Below are 25,551 nucleotides of genomic sequence, written 5' to 3'. Positions count from 1 at the left end.
GGGTTGATGTTTTCACATCAACCCTTTGCTAGATACATTGACCATTGGATGTTTTACAAACCAGCGGCTGCAAACACTTGATTAACGATCTCTTGTGCTTCTGCTTCGATTTGTTTTAGGTGCTCTTCACCTTTGAAGCTTTCACAGTAAATCTTGTAGATGTCCTCTGTGCCTGATGGACGAGCAGCGAACCAACCGTTAGCTGTCGTTACTTTAAGGCCACCAATCGCAGCACCATTGCCTGGTGCATGCGTTAGACGAGCAGTGATCTCATCACCTGCTAGAGTTTCAGCCGCAACCATTTCTGGTGACAACTTCTTCAATACGTCTTTTTGTGGGCCATTTGCTACAGCTTGAATACGGTTGTACTTCGACTCACCGTGCTTCGCCGCTAGCTCTTCATAGTAATCTTGTGGGTTCTTACCCGTTACCGCAGTGATCTCTGCTGCTAGAAGGCATAGCAAGATGCCATCTTTGTCTGTTGACCAAGGCGTGCCATCTTTACGAAGGAAAGACGCACCAGCACTTTCTTCGCCGCCGAAACCAAACTTACCAGTGTACAGACCGTCTACAAACCATTTGAAACCAACAGGCACTTCACATAGCTCACGACCTAGATCCGCAACAACACGGTCAATCAGCGCACTTGAAACTAGTGTTTTACCAACAGCGACATCTTTACCCCACGCGTCACGATGACGGTACAAGTAGTCAATACAAACGGCTAAGAAGTGGTTCGGGTTCATCAAACCTTTTGGCGTAACGATACCGTGACGGTCGTAGTCAGGATCGTTACCAAATGCTAAATCGTATTCGTCTTTCAGTGCCAATAGACCCGCCATTGCGTAAGGAGAAGAACAGTCCATACGCACAACGCCGTCTTTATCTAGCGACATGAATTGGAAAGAAGGATCGATCGATTCACTTACTAGCGTTAGGTCTAGGTTGTATGCCTGACCAATTTGACGCCAGTAATCGATACCGCTGCCACCCAATGGATCTACACCAATCTTCAGGTTCGCTTTTTGGATTGCTTCCATATCAATAACGTTCACCAGGTCATCGATGTATGGCTTCACCAAGTCCATCTCTACAAACAGATCCGATGCTTTTGCTTCTGCTAGTGGTAGGCGTTTAACACCTTGTAAACCTCCAGCAATCAATTCGTTCGCACGATCTTCGATAGCTTGAGTCAACTCAGCTTCTGCAGGACCACCATGTGTCGGATTGTATTTGATACCGCCGTCTTGTGGTGGGTTATGTGATGGGGTAATAACGATACCGTCTGCTTTTTCATCGTGTTTGATGTTGTAAGTCAGAATCGCGTGTGAAATACCCGGTGTTGGCGTGTAACCGTTGTCTTGTTGGACAATCACTTTCACACCGTTTGCAATCAGTACTTCAATCACACTTGAGAAAGCAGGCTCAGATAGCGCATGCGTGTCTTTACCCAAAAACAACGGGCCAGTTGTGCCTTGCTCAGCACGAACTTCTGCTACCGCTTGAGCGATCGCTAAAATGTGGTTTTCGTTAAAAGTGTGCTTGTCTGCAGTACCGCGGTGGCCAGAAGTACCAAATTGAACTTTGTGTTCTGCGTTTGCCGCGTCTGGTTGAAGTAAGAAGTAGTTAGCAACGAGTGCTGGGATATTGTGAAGATCTTCCTGCTGCGCTTTTTGCCCAGCACGAGGGTGCATAGCCATGTTTGACATCCTTTCTTTCAATACAAATAAAATTAAAAAAGCCTCATAATATCCGCTCACTGCGACGCATTATGAGGCTTCTATCAGGTTTCTTAGATTGAACCTGTTACTTTTTCTATTAAGTCAGGTTGGAACCCCATGTGTGCCATAACTTGTTCAACCATCTGTCTTTTACGACTTGTATTGTTATTCGTGATAACCCAAAACGGTGTGCCAGGAATGGCTTTTGGCTTGGTCGTATTACCGTTTGCTAGCAAGGTTTCTTCATTATCTGCAAAGTACACGCGTTTGCGTCCTTTTACATTCGTAGCCTGGGCGAAACCTTCTGGATTCAATTTATGTAAGGTCGATAATACCAACATAAAGCGATCAATCGCTTTTTTTAGACCGGCAAACTCATCAGAAATAAGCAGCGAACGCATTTCTTTCACTACATCAACAGATTCCGTTTTACCCGCATCTTTACTTACTACAATCCCTTGTGGCTTCTCTACTACAGGCGCGGCTTTAGCTTCCTGCAACTGACCATCAAGGTTTAAAAGGCGTCGCAAAATATCCGAGGCGCTTTCACCGATATGCTTAGTTTGACTAGCTATATAACGGTATAGATCCTCATCAACCTCAATTGTTTTCATTCGCTTTTCACATTCTCAATGTTTAAACTCTGGGGGATTATAACGAGATCCACGCGGATACTCCACGTTAAACCCATCACGAATAAGATAAAATGTCAGCATTACTCAACTATAAGCAGGAAGGCCAAGGCCAAACAGTTGTTTTGATTCACGGATTGTTTGGTAGTTTAAGTAATCTGGGTCTACTCGCCCGCGATCTTATTAAAGATCACACGGTGATCAGTATTGATCTGAGAAATCACGGCCTCTCTTTCCACTCCGAAGTCCATAACTATACCGATATGGCAAAAGATGTGGCTCAGCTCCTTCAGCACTTAAACGTTGAGCCATCTATTGTTATTGGTCACTCCATGGGCGGAAAAGTCGCGATGGCTCTTGTGGACATTGCTCCAAATGTAGTCAAGCAGTTAGTCGTTCTCGACATGGCGCCTGTAGCCTACACTACGAACCGTCACGATAATGTTTTTAACGGCTTACATGCTGTTATTAATGAAAAACCAGCAAATCGACAGCAAGCCATGGATATCCTAGCTCAACATATTGAACTCGATGGTGTAAGACAATTTCTCTCTAAATCACTGTACAAAAATGGCGATAAGATGGATTGGCGGTTTAACGTACCGAGCCTTTTTGAGAATTATGACCAAATTATTGGCTGGCAAGAAATCACACCAACAGATATCCCAACTTTATTTATCAAAGGCGGCGACTCTGACTACTTAATGCCAGAACATCAGCCGGCAGTGAAGCGACAATTTAACCATGCTAAAGCACACATTATCGCTGGCACTGGTCACTGGTTACACGCCGAGAAACCGACAGAAGTAATGAGAGTCATTCGAAAATACATTTCGAGTTAACAAATTCGAAAAGCAACACTAGATTATTGAAATAACCCTTCTTGTAGTGCATTAACTTTACCGTTTAACAGTGGTATAGTGCGCCCAAGATTTTTCGGCATGAAGGGCTAAAATGCTTTACGACTATATGGATATGCTCGAGTCTATTGGGCTCGATCTTCTTTTTGCTGCTATCTTTTTTTTCATCGGGATGGCGATAAAAGATGTGCTAAAGCAAGGCAATGTACCTGTTTTTGGTCGTCGTATTGTGTGGTTAGTCCTTTTCCTAGGCTGTGCTGGCTTTATTGCAAAAGGTGTAATTCAGCTAACTTGGGAAGGCTCAGGGTTAGGTTAAACCCTTAGTAACATCGCCAATAACAAACAATGTAAAGGTATAGACTCTATGGCAAGTGTAGGTATCTTCTTCGGTAGCGACACAGGTAATACTGAAGCCGTTGCAAAGATGATTCAAAAGCAACTAGGTAAACATCTAGTTCACGTTCAAGACATCGCGAAAAGCAGCAAAGAAGACATTGATAACTTCGATCTTCTTCTTCTAGGTATCCCAACTTGGTACTACGGCGAAGCACAATGTGATTGGGATGACTTCTTCCCTGAACTTGAGCAAATCGACTTCTCTACTAAGCTAGTGGCTATCTTTGGCTGTGGCGACCAAGAAGACTACGCAGAATACTTCTGTGACGCGATGGGCACAGTCCGTGATATCGTTGAGTCTAAAGGCGGCACAATTCTTGGCCATACCTCGACAGAAGGCTACGAATTTGAAGCGTCTAAAGCACTTGTTGAAGGTGACGAAAGCCAATTCGTAGGTCTATGTATTGATGAAGACCGCCAACCAGAATTGACTGACGAGCGTGTTGAAAGCTGGGTTAAACAGATCTATGAAGAGATGTGTTTAGCTGAGCTAGAAGGCTAATCAAATTGAATGATGCAAAGACCTCCACTTGGAGGTCTTTTTGTATGTATTGTCACACAGCATCGGTAAGTACTTCCTCTTCGCGATACTGAGGTTTCTTTCTTACATAAAGCTTGCGTTGAACCTCTGAAACCACATTCCCCTGTTTATCTTTTACATGAGTAATAAACTCAGGAAAACACTTTTCTCCATTCCGTGTCATTTGATAAATGTTTTCCAGCATCCCTTCAGTGACCTCAAATTCTGCAAACAAATCACTTTGCCCCGGCTTAATAAAGTTAATGCTTGCCTCTTTATCCCACACATAATATTCCTCTCGTAGAATCCCCATCAGCATCAACGAGTAAATAGGATCAGTTAAAGAGAAAATACTGCCGCCATATTGGGTGCGATTGGCATTTTTATTCCACCAGCGAAGCTTTAAACGTACCTTTACAGTACGGAAGTCTTGAGAAATATGTAAGATTTTAATACCCGCCCCCCAAAAAGGAGGCCAAATATTGAGTGCGAACTTTACAATTCCTGGTTTGTATATCTTCGCTAGTCGCCTATTCATCGCTATCTCTGCCCTCTCCAAGCTTAATGTTACATAATTGTAACTGGTCAGAGCTGTAATATAATAGACCTGTTTCTAATTTACAAAAAGATTCTATTAACCCTTTGAAGTTCGTGGTTTAATGTTCCGAACGCTTATCCTATAATGGTAGGAAGATTGAATTCTGTTAAATCGCTGCAGATGATCCAACGGGAAAGTATATGTCAGATAATAATCAGGCGCTGAAGGATGCGGGTTTAAAAGTAACCCTTCCGAGGCTAAAAATTCTAGAAGTACTTCAGCAGCCAGACTGCCAGCACATCAGTGCTGAAGATTTGTACAAAAAGTTGATTGATCTAGGTGAAGAAATTGGCCTAGCAACTGTTTACCGAGTTCTAAACCAGTTCGACGATGCTGGTATTGTAACTCGTCACCACTTTGAAGGTGGAAAGTCAGTCTTCGAATTATCGACTCAACATCACCACGACCACCTAGTGTGCCTAGACTGTGGTGAGGTAATTGAATTTTCTGACGATCTTATTGAAGAACGTCAAAAAGAGATTGCAGCTAAGTACAATGTCACACTAACAAACCACAGCTTATACTTGTACGGCAAGTGTAGCGATGGTGGTTGTAAAGACAATCCAGATGCACACAAACCGAAAAAATAAGGGTTTGTTAATTTAAAAAGTAAACGTCAGCACATGCTGGCGTTTTTTGTTTCTAGAAGTCAGAACCTTAGACGTCAGTACTTTGGTTACAGAACAAAAGCTACTAAACACCCATCTTTTTTCTCCACAGTTTTGCACATCTATATAGCACTCTGTGGGATTAGGTATAAAAAATGCCAGCGTTTGCTGGCATTTTTTCATCGTTCTCAGCATTAATTGAGATTATTGATTCTCAATTTTTGCCCAGGTATCACGTAGACCAACCGTGCGGTTGAATACTAGATTATCTGCTGAAGAGTCTTTCGAGTCTGCACAGAAGTAACCCATACGTTCAAACTGGTAACCTTTTTCTGCTTCTGCGGAAGCTAGGCTAGGCTCGACGAAGCCATTGATCACAACTAATGATTCAGGGTTGATAGTAGAAGCAAAATCTTCCGCTGCGCCTGGGTTTGGCACCGTAAATAAACGATCGTACAGACGAATTTCCGCTGGAAGAGCTTTATCAGCTGACACCCAATGAATAACGCCTTTCACTTTACGACCATCTGCTGGGTTTTTACCTAGCGTATCTGCATCGTAAGAACAGAAGATCGTTGTGATGTTGCCTTCGGCATCTTTTTCAACGCGCTCAGCTTTGATCACGTAAGCACCACGTAAACGAACTTCTTTACCTAGCACTAAACGCTTGTACTTTTTGTTCGCTTCTTCACGGAAGTCTTCACGCTCAATCCACAATTCACGCGTGAATGGCACTTCACGCACGCCCATTTCAGGTTTATTTGGGTGGTTGGCAACTGTCAAGTTTTCTACTGCGCCTGCTTCAAAGTTTTCGATAACAACTTTAACAGGATCCAGTACAGCCATTGCACGCGGAGCGTTCTCGTTTAGGTCATCACGAATACAAGATTCTAATGAACTAAACTCGATCATATTTTCTTGCTTCGTTACACCAATACGCTTACAAAACTCACGAATAGATGCAGGTGTGAAGCCACGACGACGCAGACCTGAGACAGTCGGCATACGTGGATCATCCCAACCATTAACCAGTTTTTCAGTAACTAGCTGGTTAAGCTTACGCTTAGACATCACTGTGTATTCAAGGTTTAAACGACTGAACTCGTATTGATGTGGACGGCTTTCGATCGTGATGTTGTCTAGAACCCAATCGTACAGACGACGGTTATCCATGAATTCAAGCGTACAAATAGAGTGCGTAATGCCTTCTAATGCATCAGAAATACAGTGCGTAAAGTCGTACATTGGGTAAATGCACCACTTATCACCAGTTTGGTGGTGCGTAGCAAAACGCACTCGGTATAAAACTGGATCGCGCATGACCATGAATGAAGAACCCATGTCGATTTTAGCACGAAGACACGCTTTACCTTCTTCAAATTCACCAGCGCGCATTTTTTCAAACAACGCCAAGTTCTCTTCAACAGAACGGTCACGGTATGGACTTGGTTTACCTGGCGCCTTTAGTGTGCCGCGGTATTCACGAATTTGCTCTGGACTTAGCTCATCTACGTACGCTAAGCCTTTGTTAATCAATTCAATTGCATATTCGTAAAGCTTATCGAAGTAGTTTGATGAGTAACATACTTCACCACTCCACTCAAAGCCCAACCAGTTTACATCTTTCTTGATAGACTCAACGTATTCGATGTCTTCTTTTTCAGGGTTTGTATCGTCGAAACGCAGATTACATTGACCCTGGTAGTCCTGAGCAATACCGAAGTTCAAACAGATAGACTTAGCATGACCGATATGCAGGTAGCCATTTGGCTCCGGCGGGAATCGAGTATGCACGCTAGTGTGTTTACCATCCGCTAGATCTTTATCAATGATCTGGCGAATAAAGTTTGATGGACGAGCATCAGCTTCACTCATCTATAGCACCTCAAAAATATTAGTATTGTCAGAGAAAACGGAACCCTGTATCCAAGTATGGTTTCACAGAGTACATTGTTCCTAATGATCCACAATTCTAAGCAATTAGACAACAAGAACTCGCTCTAAAACGACAATATTTATCGAGTTAGCGTGAAAGCAAAGCAGATTCAAAGGGCCTAAACGAAAAAAGGCCTCCTGCGGAGGCCTTTTGCGATGTTGTAGTATCAATTGTTTGCAATACCAATAACAAACAATCACACCACTATTAAACAGTTAAGCTGGTAGCTGAACACCACTTAAGTCTTCATCTTTAGATACATTCTTCATCTCACCAGCAACAATCTCTGCTAGTGGACCAAGGATAACTTGTAGGTTGTTTGTACCTAGCTTCACAACTCCCATAGCTCCAAGATCTTTCAGAGTTTTCTCATTGATAACGCTCATATCTTTCACAGAAAGGCGCAAACGAGTAATACAGGCATCGATAGAACTTAGGTTGTCATGACCGCCAAGTGCTTTCAAGTACTGACGAGCAAGCTCTGAAGAATTGCTTGATCCAGCCACGTTAGATGAAGCTTCTTCATCATCTTCACGTCCCGGTGTTTTAAGGCCAAACTTAACAATCACGGTACGGAACACGAAGTAGTAAACCGCAAAGAAACCAAGACCTTGCACAATGAGCATGTACCAGTTTACCGCTAGCGGGTTACGAGTCGACAATACTAAGTCGACTAAACCAGCAGAGAAACCGAAACCTGCAATCCACTGCATTGATGCCGCGATATAAACTGATAGACCAGTCAGCGCTGCGTGAAGAACGTACAGTCCTGGAGCAAGGAACATGAATGCAAATTCAAGTGGTTCTGTTACACCTGTAAAGAATGAAGCAAACGCAGCCGCAATCATGATAGATGCCACTTTCTCTTTATTCTTTGATTTCGCAGTATGGTACATCGCTAGAGCAGCGCCTGGTAAACCAAACATCATGATTGGGAAGAAGCCCGCTTGGTACATCCCCGTAACACCTACCGTTGCCGTGCCTTCAGCTAATGATTTCGCACCGCCAAGGAAGTTTGGAATGTCATTAATACCAGCAACATCAAACCAGAACACTGAGTTTAGTGCATGGTGCAGACCAACAGGAATTAGAAGACGGTTGAAGAATGCATAAACACCTGCACCTGCTTCACCCATACCTTGAATGCTTTCGCCAAAACTGACCAGACCGCCGTAAACTGATGGCCAAACGTACATCAGGATGAACGCAATAACGATACCAGCAAAAGACGTTAGGATAGGTACAAGACGCTTACCAGAGAAAAACGCCAGTGCTTTGTGCAGCTCTACGTGAGAAAAACGGTTGTACAACTCAGCAGAAACAATACCAACCAAGATACCTACGAACTGGTTATTGATTTTACCAAATGCAGCAGGTACTTCACTTGGGTCAATGCCTTGAATTTGTGATACTGCACCAGGGGCCAAAAGCGTTGTGACAACTAAGAAGCCCACGAAGCCTGAAAGTGCAGCGGCGCCATCTTTGTCTTTAGACATTCCGTAAGCAACACCAACAGCGAACAATACTGACATGTTGTCAATGATCGCTGCACCAGCTTTAATAAGAAATGCAGCAAGTGCACTGTTTGCGCCCCAGCCATTTGGGTCGATCCAGTAGCCAATACCCATGAGTATTGCTGCTGCAGGAAGTGTGGCAACCGGCACCATAAGCGCCTTACCCACCTTCTGGAAGTATCCGAGAATGTTCACCTTAAGTTCCCCCTATAGGATTAGATGTTATGTTGAATGACTTATTTCAGCCGTCCAATTTAGTCATCCTAAGTTTATGATATTAATTTTGCTCCGCAAATTAAAAGCTCACCGTTTGTGATCATAATCACCACAATTTGCCCTTTCGGAAGGTTTTTGCTAGCGAGATCATAAAACTTATTTTATTATACGAAAAAATGGCGTTTTAAAGATAATATTCTCGCACTTTATGCAAGGCAGAATCAGTGTTATTTTGGTATCTAGGCGGGTAAATCACTGTAACTTTGCTCTGAAAAAGAATCATAAAAAACCATACAATTATTACTTTTCAGTTAGTTACTATGACAATAACATCGATAAAACGCGACTTGCTGTATGTGACTCGTTATCTAATTCAGTGATACAAACTAAGTACCCATATGACTGAAGCAGTCTCTACTTAGATAACGATATAGAAATTGAATTCTCATCTATAAGGACTAGCTGACTATGTATGCGCTAAGTAACTGTAAAATTTATACCGGTAGTGATGTTCTTACCGATCATGCGGTCATCATCGAAAACGATCTTATTCAATCTATTGTGCCGGTTTCTGAGCTACCTCAAAGCATCGAACTAAAAGACCTTGCAGGCGCTAATCTAAGTCCAGGCTTTATCGATCTGCAGTTGAACGGTTGTGGCGGTGTAATGCTAAACGATGCAATTACCCCTGAAACCATGCAAATCATGCACCAGGCAAACCTCAAATCTGGCTGTACTAGCTTCCTGCCAACACTCATTACGTCATCTGATGAAGATATGCGAACTGCAATTGCCGCAGCTCGTGAGTACCACAACAAGTATCAAAATCAATCGCTTGGTTTACACCTCGAAGGTCCTTACCTTAACGTCGCGAAAAAAGGCATCCATAACGTCGATTTTATTCGCCCATCAGACGAAAGCATGATCGACCTTATCTGCGCAAACGCCGATATCGTAGCGAAAGTAACGCTAGCACCTGAGCATAACGACCCAGAGCATATTGCGCGATTAAAGGCTGCTGGCATCGTGGTTTCAATTGGCCACACAAATGCAACCTACGCCGAAGCACGTAAAAGCTTTGAAGCAGGCATTACTTTTGCCACACACCTCTTTAATGCAATGACACCAATGGTTGGTCGTGAACCAGGAGTTGTTGGTGCAATTTACGATACTCCTGACGTATACGCTGGCATTATTGCTGATGGTTTTCACGTCGACTACGCAAACATCCGAATTGCTCATAAAATCAAAGGTGAAAAGCTTGTTTTGGTGACGGATGCCACAGCTCCAGCAGGTGCTAACATTGATCACTTTATTTTTGTCGGTAAGAAAGTATATTACCGAGATGGTAAGTGTGTTGATGAAAATGGCACGCTAGGCGGCTCAGCTTTGACAATGATTGAAGCAGTTCAGAATTCAGTTGAGCACGCGGGGATCGCTTTAGACGAAGCTCTACGAATGGCCACGTTATACCCAGCAACAGCAATTGGTGTTGAGGATCGCCTTGGCCGAGTTCGAAAAGGGATGGTTGCAAACCTGACTATTTTCGATCGTGACTTTAAAGTAAAAGCGACGGTTGTTAACGGACAATACGAGCAAAATTAAGCATGAATGGCGGACAGATTGGTAATGTAGATTTAGTAAAACAGCTTAACAGCGCTGCGGTATATAGGCTGATTGATCAGCAAGGTCCTATCTCCCGTATTCAAGTCGCGGACGTGAGTCAACTCGCGCCTGCTAGTGTTACCAAAATAACCCGCCAACTTTTAGAGCGCGGCCTTATTAAGGAGGTCGCCCAACAAGCTTCAACTGGTGGTCGTCGTGCGATCTCTTTGACTACTGAAGTCAAACCTTTTCATTCGATTGCCGTTCGCTTAGGTCGAGATTACGTACAGTTCAGTTTATACGATTTAGGTGGTACCGCGCTGGCAGAAGATCAGCATGAACTGTACTACACTAACCAAGCAGACTTAATCGCAGGGCTTATCGATTTATTAAAAGATTTCGTAAGCCGTTGCGAAGACAAAATTGATCAACTCATCGCTATCGGCATCACTTTACCGGGCCTTGTTAACCCAACAACTGGCGTGGTCGAATACATGCCTAATACCGATATCGATAATCTTGCTCTCGGTGAAATTGTTGGAGAGAAGTTTAATACAGCATGCTTTGTTGGCAACGACGTACGTGGCATGGCGTTGGCTGAGCACTACTTTGGAGCAAGCCAAGACTGCCAGGATTCTATTTTGGTTAGCGTCCACCGCGGTACTGGCGCAGGTATTATCGTTAACGGCCAGGTTTTTCTTGGTTTTAACCGCAACGTCGGTGAAATTGGTCATATCCAAATTGACCCGCTTGGTGAGCAATGCCAATGTGGAAACTTTGGCTGTTTAGAAACCGTAGCTGCAAACCCAGCGATTATTCAACGAGTGAAGCAACTGATTACTCAAGGATACGAATCAAGCTTAACCGACCTTGAAAACATCACAATTGAAGCGGTATGTCAGCACGCAATGAATGGTGATGAACTTGCGAAACAGAGTTTAGTGCGAGTGGGCAACCAGCTAGGTAAAGCGATTGCGATTACGGTTAACTTATTTAATCCACAGAAAATTGTAATTGCTGGCGATATTACTGCAGCACAAGATATTCTTTTCCCTGCAATTCAACGCAACGTAGAGAATCAATCTCTTAAAACTTTCCATAACGACCTCCCTATCGTGGCTTCTCACATTGATAAGCAGCCAACGATGGGCGCATTTGCGATGATTAAACGCGCTATGCTGAACGGAGTTTTGTTACAAAAGTTACTGGAAGACTAAGTTTATACAACCAATTGAGTTACAATCTCGGGCTGTGTTTTCACAGCCCGTTTTTGTATATCAGGAATACAGCTTAACAGTATGGAAATTATTCTAATTACAGCCGCTTTTTTAGCTGGTTTTATTGCGCTTAAATGCAGCCTCCCTCCCCTCGTTGGTTTTCTACTAGCTGGATTTGGCTTGCATGCATTTGGTTACCAAAGCAATGACGTTATCGTCACTCTCGCAGATCTTGGTGTTACTCTTCTTCTGTTTACTATTGGACTCAAACTCGATGTAAAAACCCTGCTGTCCAAAGAAATATGGGGAGGGGCAACCGCCCACAACATACTCTCTACCGCTTTTTTTGCCCTAGCGTTATCCGGCTTAAAACTACTGGGCTTGACTTCGCTAGCCAGTATGGACGGCAGCCAAATCCTGCTTTTAGCTTTTGCACTATCGTTCTCTAGTACCGTTTTTGCCGTAAAAGCATTGCAAGAAAAAGGCGAAATGAACGCGACCTACGGCACACTCGCGATCGGTATTTTGGTTATGCAAGATATTTTTGCCGTAGTATTCCTGACTGCTTCAACCGGAAAAGTCCCAGAATGGTATGCCATCGGTTTGTTCGCACTGCCTTTCCTTCGTCCCCTATTCTATAAGCTGCTCGATAAAGTTGGCCACGGCGAAATGCTGGTGCTATTCGGTATTTTCTTCGCGCTTGTTGTCGGTGCTGGGCTATTCGAGTTGGTCGGGATGAAACCAGACTTGGGCGCGCTAATTTTAGGCATGCTACTCGCAGGTCACCCAAAAGCCTCAGAACTATCCAAGTCATTATTCAATATGAAGGAGCTCTTTTTAGTCTGCTTCTTTTTAAACATTGGTTTATCCGCCTCATTGAGCGTGAATGGCGTCGTTCTCGCCCTGCTATTTATCTTACTGCTACCAATCAAAGGACTCTTGTACTTCGTCACTATTAATCATTTTAAGTTTCGAGTACGTACCTCTTTGCTCGCCTCTTTATCACTATTTAACTACAGTGAGTTTGGTCTTATTGTTGCTGGATTGGCCTATAAAATGGGCTGGATGCCAAGTGATATGCTTGCTGCGATTGCGGTTGCGGTGTCGGTATCCTTTGTAATTTCCGCGCCACTTAACCGCCTTAGCCATAAAATTTATCAACATTCAGGTAAGTGGCTGCAAGAGACAGCGGTAGAAAAGCTCAATCAACGCGACCAACTCATCAACCCAGGTCATGCCCAAGTATTGATCTTAGGTATGGGGCGTATTGGAACGGGCGCTTATGATGAGCTACGCTCACGCTATGGCAAAATTTCATTGGGTATAGAAATTCGTGAAGACGCTGCACATCATCATCGTTCAGAAGGAAGAAATGTGATTTCTGGTGATGCCACCGACCCGGATTTCTGGGAGCGAATTTTAGATACAGGTCATGTAAAACTGGTTCTGCTTGCAATGCCACATCATCAAGGTAACCAAACAGCACTTGAGCAGCTTAAACGCAGAAAATATAAGGGGCAAATTGCCGCTATCGCCGAATACCCAGATCAATTGGAAGGCTTACTTGAAAATGGCGTTGACGCAGCATTCAATATATATAGTGAAGCTGGTAGCGGTTTTGCTCGACACGTCTGTAAACAACTTCAGCCTAAATTCACACCAATTAAATAAGCAACAGCACTGATATTTTTTGAAAGGCTTTCTATTGATAGAAAGCCTTTTTTGTATAGTTTTTATACCAAACCTTGATCTCATTCACCAAAACAACGATTGAGTTAAATATTTTCCATACAACAAGGCCTTTTATCATTTTTTTAATCACAAAACGTTGCTTTTTTTATTAGTAATGGCAAATTTAAACCATACCGATTAGAAATTGTTTAGTTTAGTAAGGATGTAGTATGTGTTCAGTATTTGGCATTTTAGACATTAAAAGCGATGCAGCCGCATTGCGCCCTATCGCATTAGAGATGTCGAAAAAACTTCGTCACCGTGGCCCAGACTGGTCTGGGATTTACTCTTCAGAGCGTGCTATTTTAGCGCACGAGCGCTTGGCGATTGTTGGTCTAAATAGTGGTGCACAGCCGCTATACAGCCCTGATAAGAAGCTCATCCTTGCCGTCAATGGTGAAATCTACAACCATAAAGAAATTCGTGCTCGTTACGAAGGAAAGTACGAATTTCAAACCGATTCAGACTGTGAAGTCATTCTTGCACTTTACCAAGATATGGGTGCAGATCTCCTTGAAGAACTAAACGGTATTTTCGCTTTTGTGCTCTACGACGAAGAAAAAGATGAGTATTTAGTCGGCCGTGACCATATTGGTATTATCCCTCTTTATCAAGGTCACGATGAGCATGGTAACTACTATGTGGCATCAGAGATGAAGGCTCTTGTTCCAGTATGTAAAACAGTAAGTGAATTCCCTCCTGGTAGCTACTACAGCTCTAAAGATACTGAGCCAACACGTTACTATGTTCGTGACTGGAACGAGTACGCAGCAGTACAAGGTAACAGCACTAGCAAAGAAGAATTGACTGAAGCGCTAGAAGCGGCTGTTAAACGCCAACTAATGACTGACGTGCCTTACGGTGTACTTCTTTCAGGCGGTCTAGATTCTTCTATTACATCTGCGGTAGCAAAACGCTTTGCAGCGATGCGTATTGAAGATGATGAAAAGTCTGAAGCTTGGTGGCCTCAACTGCACTCTTTTGCTGTTGGCCTAGAAGGCGCGCCTGACCTGAAAGCAGCTCGCGAAGTTGCCGACCAAATTGGTACCGTTCACCACGAAATGACGTACACGATTCAAGAAGGTTTGGACGCGATTCGTGACGTGATTTACCACATTGAAACGTATGACGTGACGACTATCCGCGCATCAACACCTATGTTCTTAATGGGTCGTAAGATCAAAGCGATGGGTATCAAGATGGTATTGTCTGGTGAGGGCGCTGACGAAATCTTTGGTGGCTACCTTTACTTCCACAAGGCGCCAAACGCGAAAGAGTTCCACGAGGAGACAGTGCGTAAACTGCTTGCTCTGAACATGTTCGACTGTGCTCGTGCTAACAAGTCGCTGGCAGCATGGGGAGTTGAAGGACGCGTACCTTTCCTAGATAAAGAGTTCATAGATGTAGCAATGCGCTTGAACCCAGCAGACAAGATGTGTGGCAACGGTAAAATGGAGAAACACATCCTTCGTGAGTGCTTCGAGCACTACCTGCCAGAATCGATCGCATGGCGTCAAAAAGAGCAATTCTCTGATGGCGTTGGCTACAGCTGGATCGATACGCTGAAAGAAGTCGCGGAACAGAAAGTGACAGACCAGCAGATGGAAACAGCTCAATATCGATTCCCATACAACACGCCAACGACAAAAGAAGGCTACGTGTACCGTGAAATCTTTGAAGAGTTATTCCCACTTCCATCAGCAGCAGAGTGTGTACCAGGAGGCCCTTCAGTAGCGTGTTCTTCAGCGAAGGCGATTGAATGGGATGAATCGTTCCAAAACTGTGTTGACCCATCAGGTCGTGCAGTACAGACCGTTCACAACGACTCATACTAATTCTCTACGATAAAGATAAGGGTCGGTTCGTCCAACCCTTTTAAAACAGACAGAAAATTAGATACGATCAAAAAGAGGTGCTTTTGCACCTCTTTTTATGTTTGATGGAATTAGGCTATTTTAAATCTAAATCACTATTGTCTATGCTGACAGGCACACGCTTGGTGATCATCTGAACTAGCATAATTGAGCGTTTCTCACCATCTTGTTCTTGGAAGATGGCATCTATGCCCGCAAATTGACCGCTTTTAACTCTAATTTGATCGCCTGGTTTTGGCATACATTCAGAAACGGTATTGTCATTACAACACTTTTCTAGCTGCATCAATTCGAAGACCAAGTCACCTTGAACTTCTTTCGGTTGAGCACCAAAACGCACAAAGTCAACAACACCTCGAGTAGAGCGGACTGAGGTGAAGTTTGGCCCTTGCTCATAATCAAAGTAAGCGAATACGTAACAAGGAAACAGCGGTTCCTCGACTTTTTGTCTTTTACCGCGCAAAATCTTCTCAACTTCTACAGTTGGATAAAAGCACTCTACACCTTGATTTTCAAGGTGTTGTTTCGCCCTAACCTGCTCCCCACGTTTACAATAAAGTAGATACCAACGTTTCATCTTTTTACTAGCCAATTCTATTTTGTTTTTATCCTAGCATTAAGCCAAAGTTGAGTCATTGATATTCAGTTTATCTATAAAAGTATGATTATACATCGCTCGCATTAACGACATTTTTCAGTAACTTACGATAAAGAAGTCCATAGGCAAAAATGGAAATTAAGTTTGTAACACAACCAATACACCATCATATAATCTGCAAATCCAATCAAAAACAGCCACTTAACAAACAAAAATAGTTGAATGGCAAAATTTTATTATTTGTCACTCGTTGAATTGCATTGTATACGTAGAAGTCGTTAAAAAATGTAATAACTATTATTAGAAGAGCTTATGTCAAACCAACATCAATATTTTGGTCATCCACGTGGCCTGTTCTTATTGTTCGGTACAGAACTGTGGGAACGCTTTTCTTACTACGCAATGCGTGCCATTCTCGTGCTTTACCTTACTGATACAACAATGAATGGCGGCCTTGGCTGGTCAACCAAAGACGCATTAGACCTATACGGCATATACACAGGGCTTGTGTATATCACGCCTCTTATCGGTGGTTACCTAGCAGATAACTATTTAGGTCAACGTCGCTCAATTTTGCTTGGTGGCGCGTTAATGGCCATCGGCCAGTTTACTCTTGCACTTCCTGCTGATGCTTTAGGTATTGGTTCGCTACACAGTTTCTATTTAGGTCTTGGCCTACTTATCACTGGTAACGGTCTCTTTAAGCCAAATATCTCAACCATGGTTGGCGACCTTTATCAAGAAGGTGACAACCGTCGTGACGGCGCATTCACTATCTTTTATATGGGTATCAACTTAGGTGCATTACTTGCCGGCGTCGTTTCTGGCTCTGTGACAACCTCTTACGGTTGGAAAGCTGGCTTTGTTGCCGCTGGTGTGGGTATGCTGGTTAGCCTAGTGATGCAAATGGTACTGGCTCAATCATGGCTTGGTGATATTGGCCGCGAACCAGCGGCGAAACGAGATCTAAATAACAAAAACGCCACCACGAAGCAGCCACTCACCAAAGAAGAAGTGAATCGACTAAAAGTAATTCTGGTCATGAGCTTATTCACTATTGTCTTCTGGGCAGGCTTTGAACAAGCTGGTGGCCTGATGAACATCTACACTCAACAATATACTGATCGCATGATTGGTGGTTTCGAAGTTCCTGCTGCGTGGTTCCAATCACTAAACCCATTTTTCATTATTACTCTAGCGCCAGTTCTGGCTGTCCTTTGGGTAAAATTGGGTAAACGTGAACCTACTTCGCCAGTGAAATTTGCGATGGCACTATTTTTCTTGGCGATTGGTTTCCTTTGTATGGTTGGCGCAGTGCTAGAACAAGGTGGAGATACAACAGTAAAAACATCGATGTTATGGTTGGTCGGCGCTTTCTTCTTCCACACATTAGGCGAGCTGTGTTTATCTCCAATTGGTCTTTCATTGGTGACTAAATTAGCACCGCTTCGCTTAGCTTCACTTATGATGGGTGCATGGTTTGGCTGTAATGCGATTGCTAACTATGTTGCGGGCTATGTGGGTTCTCACGTAGGCGAGTTAGGCGCTATGGCTATCTTTAGTGGTATTGCGGTCAGCGCAACCGTAAGTGGCGTAATCTTGCTCCTGTTCTCTAATACACTCGTTCGCTGGATGCATGGCGCTGAAAATACGCACAGCACGGCAGAGCAAGTAGAAGAGCAGCAAGTACAAGTCGCTTGATCGCTCAACTAAACGTAGAAAGGGTCGCTATTGCGACCCTTTTTTGTATCTAAAGTTTAGATTTAACTAACTCAACCATCATCTCGATATGAAGTTCACTATCGTTCAAACAAGGGATGTAGGTAAAGTTTTCACCACCTGCTTCAAGGAAAATCTCTTTACACTCTTCCGAGATCTCTTCCAACGTCTCTAAACAATCTGAAGAAAATGCAGGGGTCACAACATTAATATTTTTCACACCCTTTGCAGGAAGTGCCTCTAGGGTCTTATCGGTATAAGGTTGAAGCCACTCTTCTCTCCCAAATCGGGACTGATACGTCATGCCAATTTGTTGTTCACTTAAACCTAACGCTTCCCCAAGCAAGCGAGTCGTCTCTTCACAATGCTGTGGGTAAACATCACCATTGTCAGCATAGCGTTTTGGAATACCATGATAAGAACACAGCAGGTAATCTCCCTGACCATTCTTTTGCCAATGTTCACGAACTGAATGCGCTAACGCTTCAATATATTTCGGGTGATTGTAATAATCACGAATAAAGCTAAAGCTTGGCATCACAGGCAGGTTTTTAAATGCTTTAGTGATTCCGTCAGAAACCGCTGCCGTTGTTGTTCCCGAGTATTGCGGATACAACGGTAAAACAATGACTTCATCAACGCCTTGCGCCAATAGGGCTTCAAAGCCTGATTGTAAACTTGGGTTACCATACGTCATACCAAGCTCTACAGGTATATCAAGCTTTTGTGCTAACTTTTCAGTTTGGCGTTTAGAGTACACCATCAACGGCGAGCCCTCTTCCATCCATACTGATTGATAGAGTTTGGCAACTTTAGGAGCTCGGATAGGAAGGATAACGCCGTGCAATAGTGGACACCAAAGCCATCGAGTCATGTCTACCACTCGGTGATCATGAAGAAACTGACTTAAAAAGCGCTTTACGGCAGGAGCGGTTGGTGCGTCAGGAGTTCCCAGGTTAACTAGGAGTACACCCTGTTTATTATTCTCTTTCATAACATCCTATTCATGGTAAACGGCTTGGTTCATATATTTAAGTAACCTCGAAGTAACGAATAGCCGAGCTGAAGTTAATTAGATATATGTTTACGAGTAAACTAAAAAAAGCGACCACTTGGGCCGCTTTCAATATATCAAAATATTAAATTTTTGACTTCAGCAAATTAAGATAGTGCTTTCTCGATATCCGCACTAACTTCAGCTACTTGCTTAGTACCATCAAACTTAAGGTACTTAGTCTTGCCTGCTTCAGCTTCTTTGCCGTAGTAGTTGATTAGCGGCGCAGTTTGCTCGTGGTAAACACCTAGACGAGCACGTACTGTTTCTTCTTTGTCGTCATCACGAACAACAAGATCTTCACCAGTTACATCATCTTTACCTTCCACTTTAGGCGGGTTGTAAACCACGTGGTAAGTACGACCAGAAGGAAGGTGAGCACGACGACCAGCCATACGCTCAACAATTACATCGTCTGCAACGTCAAATTCGATAACGTAGTCTACGTCTACGCCCATTTCTTTTAGGCCGTCAGCTTGAGGGATAGTACGTGGGAAACCATCTAGTAGGAAACCGTTTGCACAGTCTTCTTGAGCGATGCGCTCTTTGATAAGACCAAGGATGATTTCATCAGAAACTAGCTGACCAGCGTCAATAACAGCTTTAGCTTGTTTACCAAGCTCTGTACCTGCTTTGATAGCAGCACGAAGCATATCACCAGTAGAGATTTGTGGAATACCGTATTTTTCCATGATGAAGTTTGCTTGTGTGCCTTTACCTGCACCTGGAGCACCTAGAAGAATGATGCGCATGATTTATCCTCTTTAATATTTAAGATTTATACCGAAGCTCACAATAGCTGACCTCTTAGACATCAAACCTGAGAAGCACCTGCAACGATAAGTTTCGGTATAACGTATATAGGCGAGCAAAAATACACGCCTTATTACTCACATTCAAGTCGCAGATTCTATCACAGGTTCTCTGAGCAAAGAGTGTATTAAGACTAAAGAATGTTAACAGTACCCTCTTTCACGCCCTATTGATTATTAACTCAGCACTTGAGATGCAAAATTTTGCGACAACAAACAAAAAGCTCGCGAAATGCGAGCTTTTTGATTTGCAGAGGTTATTACACCTTAGTCAAAAGTTGATTAACGGCTCCTAAGAACTCTGTTGGATCCTCAATAGAGCCTCGCTCCGCTAGCATTGCCTGACCAAGCAGAACTTCAACCCAGCGACCAAACGCTTCTTCATCGGCTTCGTCAGCCATACGCTTAACCAATTTGTGCTCAGGGTTTAGCTCAAAGATGTATTTCACTTCCGGCACAGCTTGACCAGCTGCCGCAAGAAGCTTCGCCATTTGAGTACCCATTTCGTAATCGTCCGTTACCACAACAGCAGGCGTAGATGCGAGTTTGAAGGTGGTACGAACTTCTTTCACACGATCGCCTAGGTAAGACTTCGTGCGCTCTACAACCGACTTAAACTCTTCTTCGGTTTCTTTTTGCTTCTCTTTTTCTGCTTCATCTTCAAACTGACTTAGATCAAGCCCAGCTTTAGTGATTGACTGGAACTGTTTACCATCAAACTCAGTTAAGTAGTTCATCAGCCACTCATCAATGCGGTCGTACATCAAGATAACTTCAATGCCTTTCGCTTTGAACTGTTCTAAGTGAGGGCTGTTTTTCGCAGCTGCATAGCTGTCTGCCGTCAAGTAGTAGATCTTATCTTGACCTTCTTTCATGCGCTCAACGTAAGACGCCAAGCCCACAGTTTGCTCAGAAGAGTCCACTTCAGTTGAGGCAAAGCGCAATAAACCTGCAACTTTCTCTTTGTTTGCAAAGTCCTCCGCAGGGCCCTCTTTCATCACAAGACCAAACTCTTTCCAGAATGATTGGTATTTCTCTTCGTCATTCTTGGCCATACGTTCAAGCATCGTTAGCACGCGCTTAGTACAAGCATTACGTAGAGACTGAGTCACTTTATTGTCTTGTAAGATCTCACGCGATACGTTTAGCGGTAAATCGTTTGAGTCTATTAAACCACGTACGAAGCGTAAGTATGACGGCATAAATTGCTCTGCATCGTCCATAATGAATACGCGCTGTACGTACAGTTTCAAGCCTGATTTGTGGTCGCGGTTCATCATATCCCAAGGTGCTTTCGATGGGATGTATAGTAAGCTCGTGTAGTCGTTTTTACCTTCTACACGGTTATGACTCCAGACCAAGGGATCGGCAAAGTCATGTGATACGTGCTTGTAGAACTCTTGATACTCTTCTTCTGAAATATCAGATTTGTTACGCGTCCACAGTGCCTGGGCTTTGTTGATTTGCTCCCACTTTTTCTCATCTGTTTCCTTGCCTTCGTCATCACGAACGACAGTTTGGATTGAAACAGGAATGCCGATGTGATCAGAGTACTTACTGATAACGTCACGTAGACGCCACTCATTCAAAAACTCTTTACCCTCTTCACGCATATGAAGAATGATGTCGGTACCACGTGACTCTTTGGTAATGTTTTCGATGGTGTACTCACCTTCACCCGCTGAGTGCCATTGTACCGCTTCATCAGCGGCTAGACCCGCAGCGCGAGTGCGCACGGTAACGGCGTCAGCAACGATAAATGCCGAGTAGAAACCAACACCAAACTGACCAATAAGCTGAGAGTCTTTGCTCTGCTCTTCAGATAGCTTTGAGAAAAACTCGGCTGTTCCAGATTTTGCGATTGTTCCTAAGTGCTCAATCACATCATCACGGCTCATACCGATACCGTTATCAGAAATGGTTAAGGTATTTGCGCTTTCATCAAACGACAGTTTCACGCAAAGATCTGCATTACCTTCGTATAGATCTGGGTTAGATAACGCCTGAAAGCGCAGTTTGTCTGATGCATCTGATGCGTTAGAGATCAGCTCGCGCAAAAAGATCTCTTTATTTGAATAAAGAGAATGGATCATTAAATGCAGTAGTTGTTTTACTTCTGATTGAAAACCACGAGTTTCTTTATTTTGAGATACGGTTTCGCTCATGTGTGCTCCATAACATCTAAACTAATTGGCTTTTTCATAGGGACAAGTTTGTGACTTTCCCCTTGAAATCACCTTACCGAGATGTCATTTAACATGTGGCTGACAAATGTAAATTCAAGGTCAATATTGCTAAAAACGGTGTTTTTTTAGAAAATTTTAATTATCCTACCCGTCTAAAAGCATCTAAAATGTCGTGCGCACTCCAAGCGCCCCGGTAATTTTGTGACATAAATCACCATAATTACAACATCATCCATCTAAGAAGAACTAAATGACTAACATTGGCACCAAATTTCTACTTGCTCAAAGGTTCACCTTTGATCCAAATAGTAATTCGCTCGCTGACCAACAAAACGGCAACGACGTTGTACGATTAGGAAGCAACGAAAGCCGTATACTTCTGATGTTGGCAGAGAGACCAAACGAAGTTTTAACCCGTAACGAGCTTCACGAGTTTGTTTGGCGTGAGCAAGGTTTTGAGGTGGATGACTCAAGCCTGACTCAAGCGATTTCTACTCTGCGTAAGATGTTGAAGGATTCAACAAAATCTCCAGAGTTTGTTAAAACGGTACCTAAACGTGGCTACCAACTCATTTGTTCAGTGGAACGCTTGAGCCCATTTTCTACTGACTCTAACACTGACGTTGAAGAAACCGCTTCTGAACACGAAGCGCCAGCAGTGGAGTTAGAAGCGAGCGATACACCACCAACAGAGATAGTGACCGATACTACTGCTGATCTTGAGCCTCAAGTAGAGCCGACTAAAACTCAGCCGAAGCCAGCATCTAACACGATTAACTGGCTACCGCGTGTCATTATCTTTTTGTCTCTGCTGCTTCCTGTTTGCGTATTGTTATTCACGAACCCTGCGGAATCCCAATTCCGTCAGATTGGTGAGTATCAAAATGTACCAGTAATGACACCTGTAAATCACCCTCAAATCAACAACTGGTTGCCTTCAATAGAGCAATGCATTGAGCGCTACGTGAAGCACCATGCAGAAGACTCGTTGCCAGTTGAAGTGATTGCCACTGGTGGACAAAATAACCAGCTGATTCTGAACTACATTCATGACAGTAACCACTCTTACGAGAACGTAACACTGCGTATTTTCGCAGGTCAAAACGATCCAACAGACATCTGCAAATAAAGGAGGCCAATATGAAGATTAAATTAGCATCTGCGGTTTTGGCCGTATCCGTTCTTTTCAGTAGTTGGTTGTATTGGGGAAGTGACCTAAAAGTGGAGCAGCTCCTCACAGCAAACGAATGGCAGTCGACCATGGTGACAGTCATTACAGACAGCTTGCCTGACGATACTGTCGGCCCACTACGCCGAGTTAATGTTGAATCAAACGTGAAATATCTCCCTAATGGTGACTATATTCGCGTAGCAAATATCAAACTATTCGCTCAAGGTTCAACCGCAGAATCAACGATAAATATCTCGGAAAAAGGCCGCTGGGAAGTAAGTGACAACTATTTGTTGGTCTCGCCTTCGGAGTTTAAAGATATTTCATCTTCTCAATCAAAAGACTTTTCCGAAGCACAGCTACGTTTGATTACTCAAATTTTTAAGCTAGATGCGGAGCAAAGTCGTCGTATTGACGTCGTGAACGAAAAAACACTATTGCTCACTAGCTTGAACCACGGTTCTTCGGTACTGTTTAAAAACTAATTTTGATTGGATGATAAGGGGGCAAGACGCCCCCTTTGTTTTGCTTATGGATTGGCTAGATACCCTTACCCTTTTTTTCGGTTCACTAATCGCCAACACGCTGGCTTCACTTTCCGGTGGCGGAGCAGGCTTGCTTCAATTCCCTTTACTCATCTTTCTCGGCTTACCGTTCTCCGTTGCGCTAGGCACACATAAAGTGGCTTCGGTCGCTTTAGGCTTAGGCGCAGCAAGCACGCATTTAAGATCAGGCACTATTAAATGGAAAATCGCGCTCTACCTTATCTTGTCCGGTAGTATTGGCGTGATTTTAGGGGCTAACTTAATTGTACAGATCCCTGATGGTATCGCGGAAAAGATGCTCGGTACGATGATCCTAGCGCTAGGTATCTACTCGCGATTTAAGACATCGCTAGGCCAAGCTGAAGTAATACGCAACCGTCATCCTATTGGTTGGGTTATTGGTGGAATTGGCTTACTGTTTATCGGCATCATCAACGGATCTCTTACCGCAGGTTCTGGTTTGCTCGTGACACTATTTTTAGTGCGCTGGTTTGGTTACAACTACAAACAAGCCGTTGCTTACACCATGATTTGTGTCGGCCTGTTTTGGAATGGCATTGGAGGCATTGCCGTCGTACAGGCAGGGGCCCCTATTCACTGGGCTTGGCTGCCTGTTTTATTGTTAAGCTCATTTCTAGGCGGCAGTTTAGGCGCATGGGCCGCGACTCGATACAGTAACAGAGTGATTAAAGTTGCATTCGAAATTCTCACGTTTGCCGTGGGCATCAAGTTGCTGGTTTAAAAAGATTAAAAGGAAAGTTTCATGGATAAAGCAATCATTGATATTTATTACTGCCGCCAGTGCAACTGGATGTTGCGTTCAACTTGGCTATCGCAAGAATTACTGCATACTTTTAGCGAAGAAATAGAAACAATCAGGTTACACCCAGACACAGGTGGTCGCTTCGAAATTTTCTGTAATGGCCAACAAATTTGGGAACGGAAAAAAGACAGCGGCTTTCCTGAAGCCAAGGTGCTAAAACAGCGCGTTAGAGACATTATCGACCCAGAACGCGATTTAGGACATTCAGACACAAAATAGGGAGCAATTCGCTCCCTATTTTTTTACTTAGTAAAACCGTTAAATCATGGTTTGTGCTAATACTTCGCCTTCTGGCGTTTTTACCGTTAGCTTATTGTCTTCTAGAGTACCAAAGCTTCTCGGTAAGCCATTACGTGGGAATGTCATCGAGCCTGGGTTGAATATAATGGCTCCGTCTTGCATCTCTGCGACGGGAACATGTGTATGACCGTGGGCGATGATATCACCTTCACGCAGTGGCGGCCGTTTTTCAGAGTTGTACAAGTGACCATGAGTCAAAAAGATTCTCTTGCCAGATTCAAGTAGCACCCATGAGTAATCCATCATCATTGGAAACTTCAATAGCATTTGGTCCACTTCACTATCACAGTTGCCACGTACAGAAATAATTTGATCACTGTATTGGTTCAATAAGTCTGCTACCTGTGGAGGGTTGTAGCCTTCTGGAATAGGGTTTCGCGGCCCATGGTTTAGCGTATCTCCTAGCAAAATCAGGTGGTGCGCACCAGAGGCCAAAAATAGATCAATGGTTTCTTTAGTTGCTGGCAAAGAGCCATGCAGGTCTGAGGCAAAAAATAGTTTCACGACATCGTCTCCTCAAAAAGTATGAGGTCATTCTACGGCATTTTTTTAGCAGCTCAACCTACGACGGTTTGAATACTACTGATAGCGCAATGATTCAATGACCATAGGCAAAACATAGAACCATGCTGCATACGCTGTTCCAACCAACACCAGTATCCAAAACACCATCGACATAAATTTTGATTTGGCTAGATGGTGCAGCGGATCGGGCTCTCCGCATCCTGGACATGCATGAGCGCGTTTTGAGATTTGTTTCTCACACACGGGGCAAGAGACTAAAGGCATGATACAGATTCCTCGACATTAGGCTTAGGGCGCAAAGAATAATGGTGAATTAACACATATGCAACCTAACATATATTAAATATTTTAGTTCTTTGTAACAGTCGCTGACTTGAGAAAAAATTCGTT

Annotated in this window: 24 protein-coding genes; 13 read left to right on the top strand and 11 right to left on the bottom strand. The window is 43.5% G+C overall.

Going from position 1 to position 25,551, the window contains the following annotated elements:
- Positions 1-53: 53 nt before the first annotated feature.
- Both pgm and seqA read right to left on the bottom strand, forming a co-directional pair.
- Entirely contained in the window at positions 54-1,700 is a 1,647-nt protein-coding gene (pgm, locus tag R7M72_RS16455; protein ID WP_315956903.1) for a phosphoglucomutase (alpha-D-glucose-1,6-bisphosphate-dependent), read from the bottom strand.
- Between the two features lie 92 nt (positions 1,701-1,792).
- Positions 1,793-2,335 (bottom strand): replication initiation negative regulator SeqA, encoded by a 543-nt coding sequence (gene seqA, locus R7M72_RS16450; RefSeq protein WP_005382149.1) that lies wholly within the window; start codon positions 2,333-2,335, stop codon positions 1,793-1,795.
- Between the two features lie 92 nt (positions 2,336-2,427).
- Here seqA and R7M72_RS16445 point away from each other — a divergent pair, with 92 nt between their 5' ends.
- From R7M72_RS16445 to fldA, 3 genes are all read left to right on the top strand, one after another.
- On the top strand, positions 2,428-3,195 hold the full coding sequence (locus R7M72_RS16445) for an alpha/beta fold hydrolase (RefSeq protein WP_017819953.1): 768 nt from the start codon (positions 2,428-2,430) through the stop codon (positions 3,193-3,195).
- 112 nt (positions 3,196-3,307) lie between these two features.
- Positions 3,308-3,529: a DUF2788 domain-containing protein gene (locus R7M72_RS16440; protein ID WP_005393038.1), complete on the top strand. Its 222-nt coding sequence runs from the start codon at positions 3,308-3,310 to the stop codon at positions 3,527-3,529.
- Positions 3,530-3,577: 48 nt separating this feature from the next.
- Positions 3,578-4,111, top strand: coding sequence for a flavodoxin FldA (fldA, locus tag R7M72_RS16435; RefSeq protein WP_005382146.1), 534 nt, complete (start codon positions 3,578-3,580; stop codon positions 4,109-4,111).
- Between the two features lie 52 nt (positions 4,112-4,163).
- On the opposite strand, the gene R7M72_RS16430 is transcribed toward fldA, so the two are convergent.
- On the bottom strand, positions 4,164-4,667 hold the full coding sequence (locus R7M72_RS16430) for a DUF4442 domain-containing protein (RefSeq protein WP_005382144.1): 504 nt from the start codon (positions 4,665-4,667) through the stop codon (positions 4,164-4,166).
- 200 nt (positions 4,668-4,867) lie between these two features.
- Between R7M72_RS16430 and fcrX the strand changes: the two genes are divergently transcribed.
- On the top strand, positions 4,868-5,317 hold the full coding sequence (gene fcrX, locus R7M72_RS16425) for a ferric iron uptake transcriptional regulator FcrX (protein WP_005382141.1): 450 nt from the start codon (positions 4,868-4,870) through the stop codon (positions 5,315-5,317).
- Positions 5,318-5,539: 222 nt separating this feature from the next.
- On the opposite strand, the gene glnS is transcribed toward fcrX, so the two are convergent.
- Together glnS and nagE are read right to left on the bottom strand one after the other, a co-directional pair.
- Positions 5,540-7,210, bottom strand: coding sequence for a glutamine--tRNA ligase (gene glnS / locus R7M72_RS16420; RefSeq protein ID WP_005382124.1), 1,671 nt, complete (start codon positions 7,208-7,210; stop codon positions 5,540-5,542).
- A gap of 276 nt (positions 7,211-7,486) precedes the next feature.
- Positions 7,487-8,980: an N-acetylglucosamine-specific PTS transporter subunit IIBC gene (gene nagE / locus R7M72_RS16415; protein WP_005384985.1), complete on the bottom strand. Its 1,494-nt coding sequence runs from the start codon at positions 8,978-8,980 to the stop codon at positions 7,487-7,489.
- 489 nt (positions 8,981-9,469) lie between these two features.
- Between nagE and nagA the strand changes: the two genes are divergently transcribed.
- The 4 genes from nagA (at position 9,470) to asnB (ending at position 15,389) form a co-directional block, all read left to right on the top strand.
- Complete coding sequence (nagA, locus tag R7M72_RS16410; RefSeq protein ID WP_054578023.1) at positions 9,470-10,606, top strand: N-acetylglucosamine-6-phosphate deacetylase; 1,137 nt, start codon at positions 9,470-9,472, stop codon at positions 10,604-10,606.
- 2 nt (positions 10,607-10,608) lie between these two features.
- Positions 10,609-11,823 carry a DNA-binding transcriptional regulator NagC gene (gene nagC / locus R7M72_RS16405; protein WP_042523152.1) on the top strand — a complete coding sequence of 405 codons (1,215 nt, stop codon included), beginning with the start codon at positions 10,609-10,611 and terminating at the stop codon, positions 11,821-11,823.
- Between the two features lie 81 nt (positions 11,824-11,904).
- A complete protein-coding gene (locus tag R7M72_RS16400; protein WP_005384981.1) occupies positions 11,905-13,494 on the top strand; it encodes a cation:proton antiporter family protein in 1,590 nt (529 codons plus the stop codon).
- Positions 13,495-13,724: 230 nt separating this feature from the next.
- Positions 13,725-15,389, top strand: coding sequence for an asparagine synthase B (asnB, locus tag R7M72_RS16395; RefSeq protein ID WP_005384979.1), 1,665 nt, complete (start codon positions 13,725-13,727; stop codon positions 15,387-15,389).
- Between the two features lie 115 nt (positions 15,390-15,504).
- Here asnB and rfaH read toward each other — a convergent pair whose 3' ends face one another.
- A complete protein-coding gene (gene rfaH, locus R7M72_RS16390; RefSeq protein ID WP_005382098.1) occupies positions 15,505-16,005 on the bottom strand; it encodes a transcription/translation regulatory transformer protein RfaH in 501 nt (166 codons plus the stop codon).
- Between the two features lie 333 nt (positions 16,006-16,338).
- Between rfaH and R7M72_RS16385 the strand changes: the two genes are divergently transcribed.
- On the top strand, positions 16,339-17,727 hold the full coding sequence (locus tag R7M72_RS16385) for a peptide MFS transporter (RefSeq protein ID WP_005382097.1): 1,389 nt from the start codon (positions 16,339-16,341) through the stop codon (positions 17,725-17,727).
- 49 nt (positions 17,728-17,776) lie between these two features.
- Here the strand turns inward: R7M72_RS16385 and hemH are convergent, their stop codons facing one another.
- The 3 genes from hemH to htpG all read right to left on the bottom strand — a co-directional run bounded on the left by hemH (position 17,777) and on the right by htpG (position 21,776).
- Entirely contained in the window at positions 17,777-18,739 is a 963-nt protein-coding gene (hemH, locus tag R7M72_RS16380; protein WP_005382095.1) for a ferrochelatase, read from the bottom strand.
- Between the two features lie 167 nt (positions 18,740-18,906).
- Positions 18,907-19,551: an adenylate kinase gene (gene adk, locus R7M72_RS16375; RefSeq protein ID WP_005382094.1), complete on the bottom strand. Its 645-nt coding sequence runs from the start codon at positions 19,549-19,551 to the stop codon at positions 18,907-18,909.
- Between the two features lie 320 nt (positions 19,552-19,871).
- Positions 19,872-21,776, bottom strand: a complete 1,905-nt coding sequence (gene htpG, locus R7M72_RS16370) for a molecular chaperone HtpG (protein WP_053303298.1) — start codon at positions 21,774-21,776, stop codon at positions 19,872-19,874.
- Between the two features lie 271 nt (positions 21,777-22,047).
- On the opposite strand from htpG, the gene R7M72_RS16365 reads away from it, so the two are divergent.
- Genes R7M72_RS16365 through R7M72_RS16350 form a run of 4 tightly spaced genes read left to right on the top strand, consistent with a single transcriptional unit; the run spans position 22,048 to position 24,555 of the window.
- On the top strand, positions 22,048-22,926 hold the full coding sequence (locus tag R7M72_RS16365; protein WP_017819958.1) for a transcriptional regulator: 879 nt from the start codon (positions 22,048-22,050) through the stop codon (positions 22,924-22,926).
- An 11-nt stretch (positions 22,927-22,937) separates the two neighbouring features.
- Positions 22,938-23,453: a transmembrane regulator ToxS gene (gene toxS, locus R7M72_RS16360; RefSeq protein WP_005382091.1), complete on the top strand. Its 516-nt coding sequence runs from the start codon at positions 22,938-22,940 to the stop codon at positions 23,451-23,453.
- A gap of 46 nt (positions 23,454-23,499) precedes the next feature.
- Positions 23,500-24,255: a sulfite exporter TauE/SafE family protein gene (locus tag R7M72_RS16355; RefSeq protein ID WP_315956901.1), complete on the top strand. Its 756-nt coding sequence runs from the start codon at positions 23,500-23,502 to the stop codon at positions 24,253-24,255.
- Between the two features lie 21 nt (positions 24,256-24,276).
- A complete protein-coding gene (locus R7M72_RS16350) occupies positions 24,277-24,555 on the top strand; it encodes a SelT/SelW/SelH family protein (protein WP_151514577.1) in 279 nt (92 codons plus the stop codon).
- Positions 24,556-24,594: 39 nt separating this feature from the next.
- On the opposite strand, the gene yfcE is transcribed toward R7M72_RS16350, so the two are convergent.
- Together yfcE and R7M72_RS16340 are read right to left on the bottom strand one after the other, a co-directional pair.
- Positions 24,595-25,140: a phosphodiesterase gene (gene yfcE / locus R7M72_RS16345; protein ID WP_005389637.1), complete on the bottom strand. Its 546-nt coding sequence runs from the start codon at positions 25,138-25,140 to the stop codon at positions 24,595-24,597.
- 75 nt (positions 25,141-25,215) lie between these two features.
- The gene (locus tag R7M72_RS16340) at positions 25,216-25,425 is read right to left on the bottom strand and encodes a hypothetical protein (protein WP_005382086.1); all 210 of its coding nucleotides are present in this window, start codon (positions 25,423-25,425) and stop codon (positions 25,216-25,218) included.
- Positions 25,426-25,551: the final 126 nt, after the last annotated feature.

The sequence above is a fragment of the Vibrio sp. YT-18 genome (genome assembly GCF_033337345.1).
GTDB classification, from domain to species: Bacteria; Pseudomonadota; Gammaproteobacteria; order Enterobacterales; family Vibrionaceae; genus Vibrio; species Vibrio alginolyticus.
This window is presented reverse-complemented; position numbering and strand designations above follow the sequence as displayed.

Coding starts and splice junctions, on each gene's coding strand:
- pgm (WP_315956903.1), bottom strand. CDS start 1,700: ATGGCTATGCACCCTCGTGCTGGGCAAAAAGCGCAGCAGGAAGATCTT.
- seqA (WP_005382149.1), bottom strand. CDS start 2,335: ATGAAAACAATTGAGGTTGATGAGGATCTATACCGTTATATAGCTAGT.
- R7M72_RS16445 (WP_017819953.1), top strand. CDS start 2,428: ATGTCAGCATTACTCAACTATAAGCAGGAAGGCCAAGGCCAAACAGTT.
- R7M72_RS16440 (WP_005393038.1), top strand. CDS start 3,308: ATGCTTTACGACTATATGGATATGCTCGAGTCTATTGGGCTCGATCTT.
- fldA (WP_005382146.1), top strand. CDS start 3,578: ATGGCAAGTGTAGGTATCTTCTTCGGTAGCGACACAGGTAATACTGAA.
- R7M72_RS16430 (WP_005382144.1), bottom strand. CDS start 4,667: ATGAATAGGCGACTAGCGAAGATATACAAACCAGGAATTGTAAAGTTC.
- fcrX (WP_005382141.1), top strand. CDS start 4,868: ATGTCAGATAATAATCAGGCGCTGAAGGATGCGGGTTTAAAAGTAACC.
- glnS (WP_005382124.1), bottom strand. CDS start 7,210: ATGAGTGAAGCTGATGCTCGTCCATCAAACTTTATTCGCCAGATCATT.
- nagA (WP_054578023.1), top strand. CDS start 9,470: ATGTATGCGCTAAGTAACTGTAAAATTTATACCGGTAGTGATGTTCTT.
- nagC (WP_042523152.1), top strand. CDS start 10,609: ATGAATGGCGGACAGATTGGTAATGTAGATTTAGTAAAACAGCTTAAC.
- R7M72_RS16400 (WP_005384981.1), top strand. CDS start 11,905: ATGGAAATTATTCTAATTACAGCCGCTTTTTTAGCTGGTTTTATTGCG.
- asnB (WP_005384979.1), top strand. CDS start 13,725: ATGTGTTCAGTATTTGGCATTTTAGACATTAAAAGCGATGCAGCCGCA.
- rfaH (WP_005382098.1), bottom strand. CDS start 16,005: ATGAAACGTTGGTATCTACTTTATTGTAAACGTGGGGAGCAGGTTAGG.
- R7M72_RS16385 (WP_005382097.1), top strand. CDS start 16,339: ATGTCAAACCAACATCAATATTTTGGTCATCCACGTGGCCTGTTCTTA.
- hemH (WP_005382095.1), bottom strand. CDS start 18,739: ATGAAAGAGAATAATAAACAGGGTGTACTCCTAGTTAACCTGGGAACT.
- adk (WP_005382094.1), bottom strand. CDS start 19,551: ATGCGCATCATTCTTCTAGGTGCTCCAGGTGCAGGTAAAGGCACACAA.
- htpG (WP_053303298.1), bottom strand. CDS start 21,776: ATGAGCGAAACCGTATCTCAAAATAAAGAAACTCGTGGTTTTCAATCA.
- R7M72_RS16365 (WP_017819958.1), top strand. CDS start 22,048: ATGACTAACATTGGCACCAAATTTCTACTTGCTCAAAGGTTCACCTTT.
- toxS (WP_005382091.1), top strand. CDS start 22,938: ATGAAGATTAAATTAGCATCTGCGGTTTTGGCCGTATCCGTTCTTTTC.
- R7M72_RS16355 (WP_315956901.1), top strand. CDS start 23,500: ATGGATTGGCTAGATACCCTTACCCTTTTTTTCGGTTCACTAATCGCC.
- R7M72_RS16350 (WP_151514577.1), top strand. CDS start 24,277: ATGGATAAAGCAATCATTGATATTTATTACTGCCGCCAGTGCAACTGG.
- R7M72_RS16340 (WP_005382086.1), bottom strand. CDS start 25,425: ATGCCTTTAGTCTCTTGCCCCGTGTGTGAGAAACAAATCTCAAAACGC.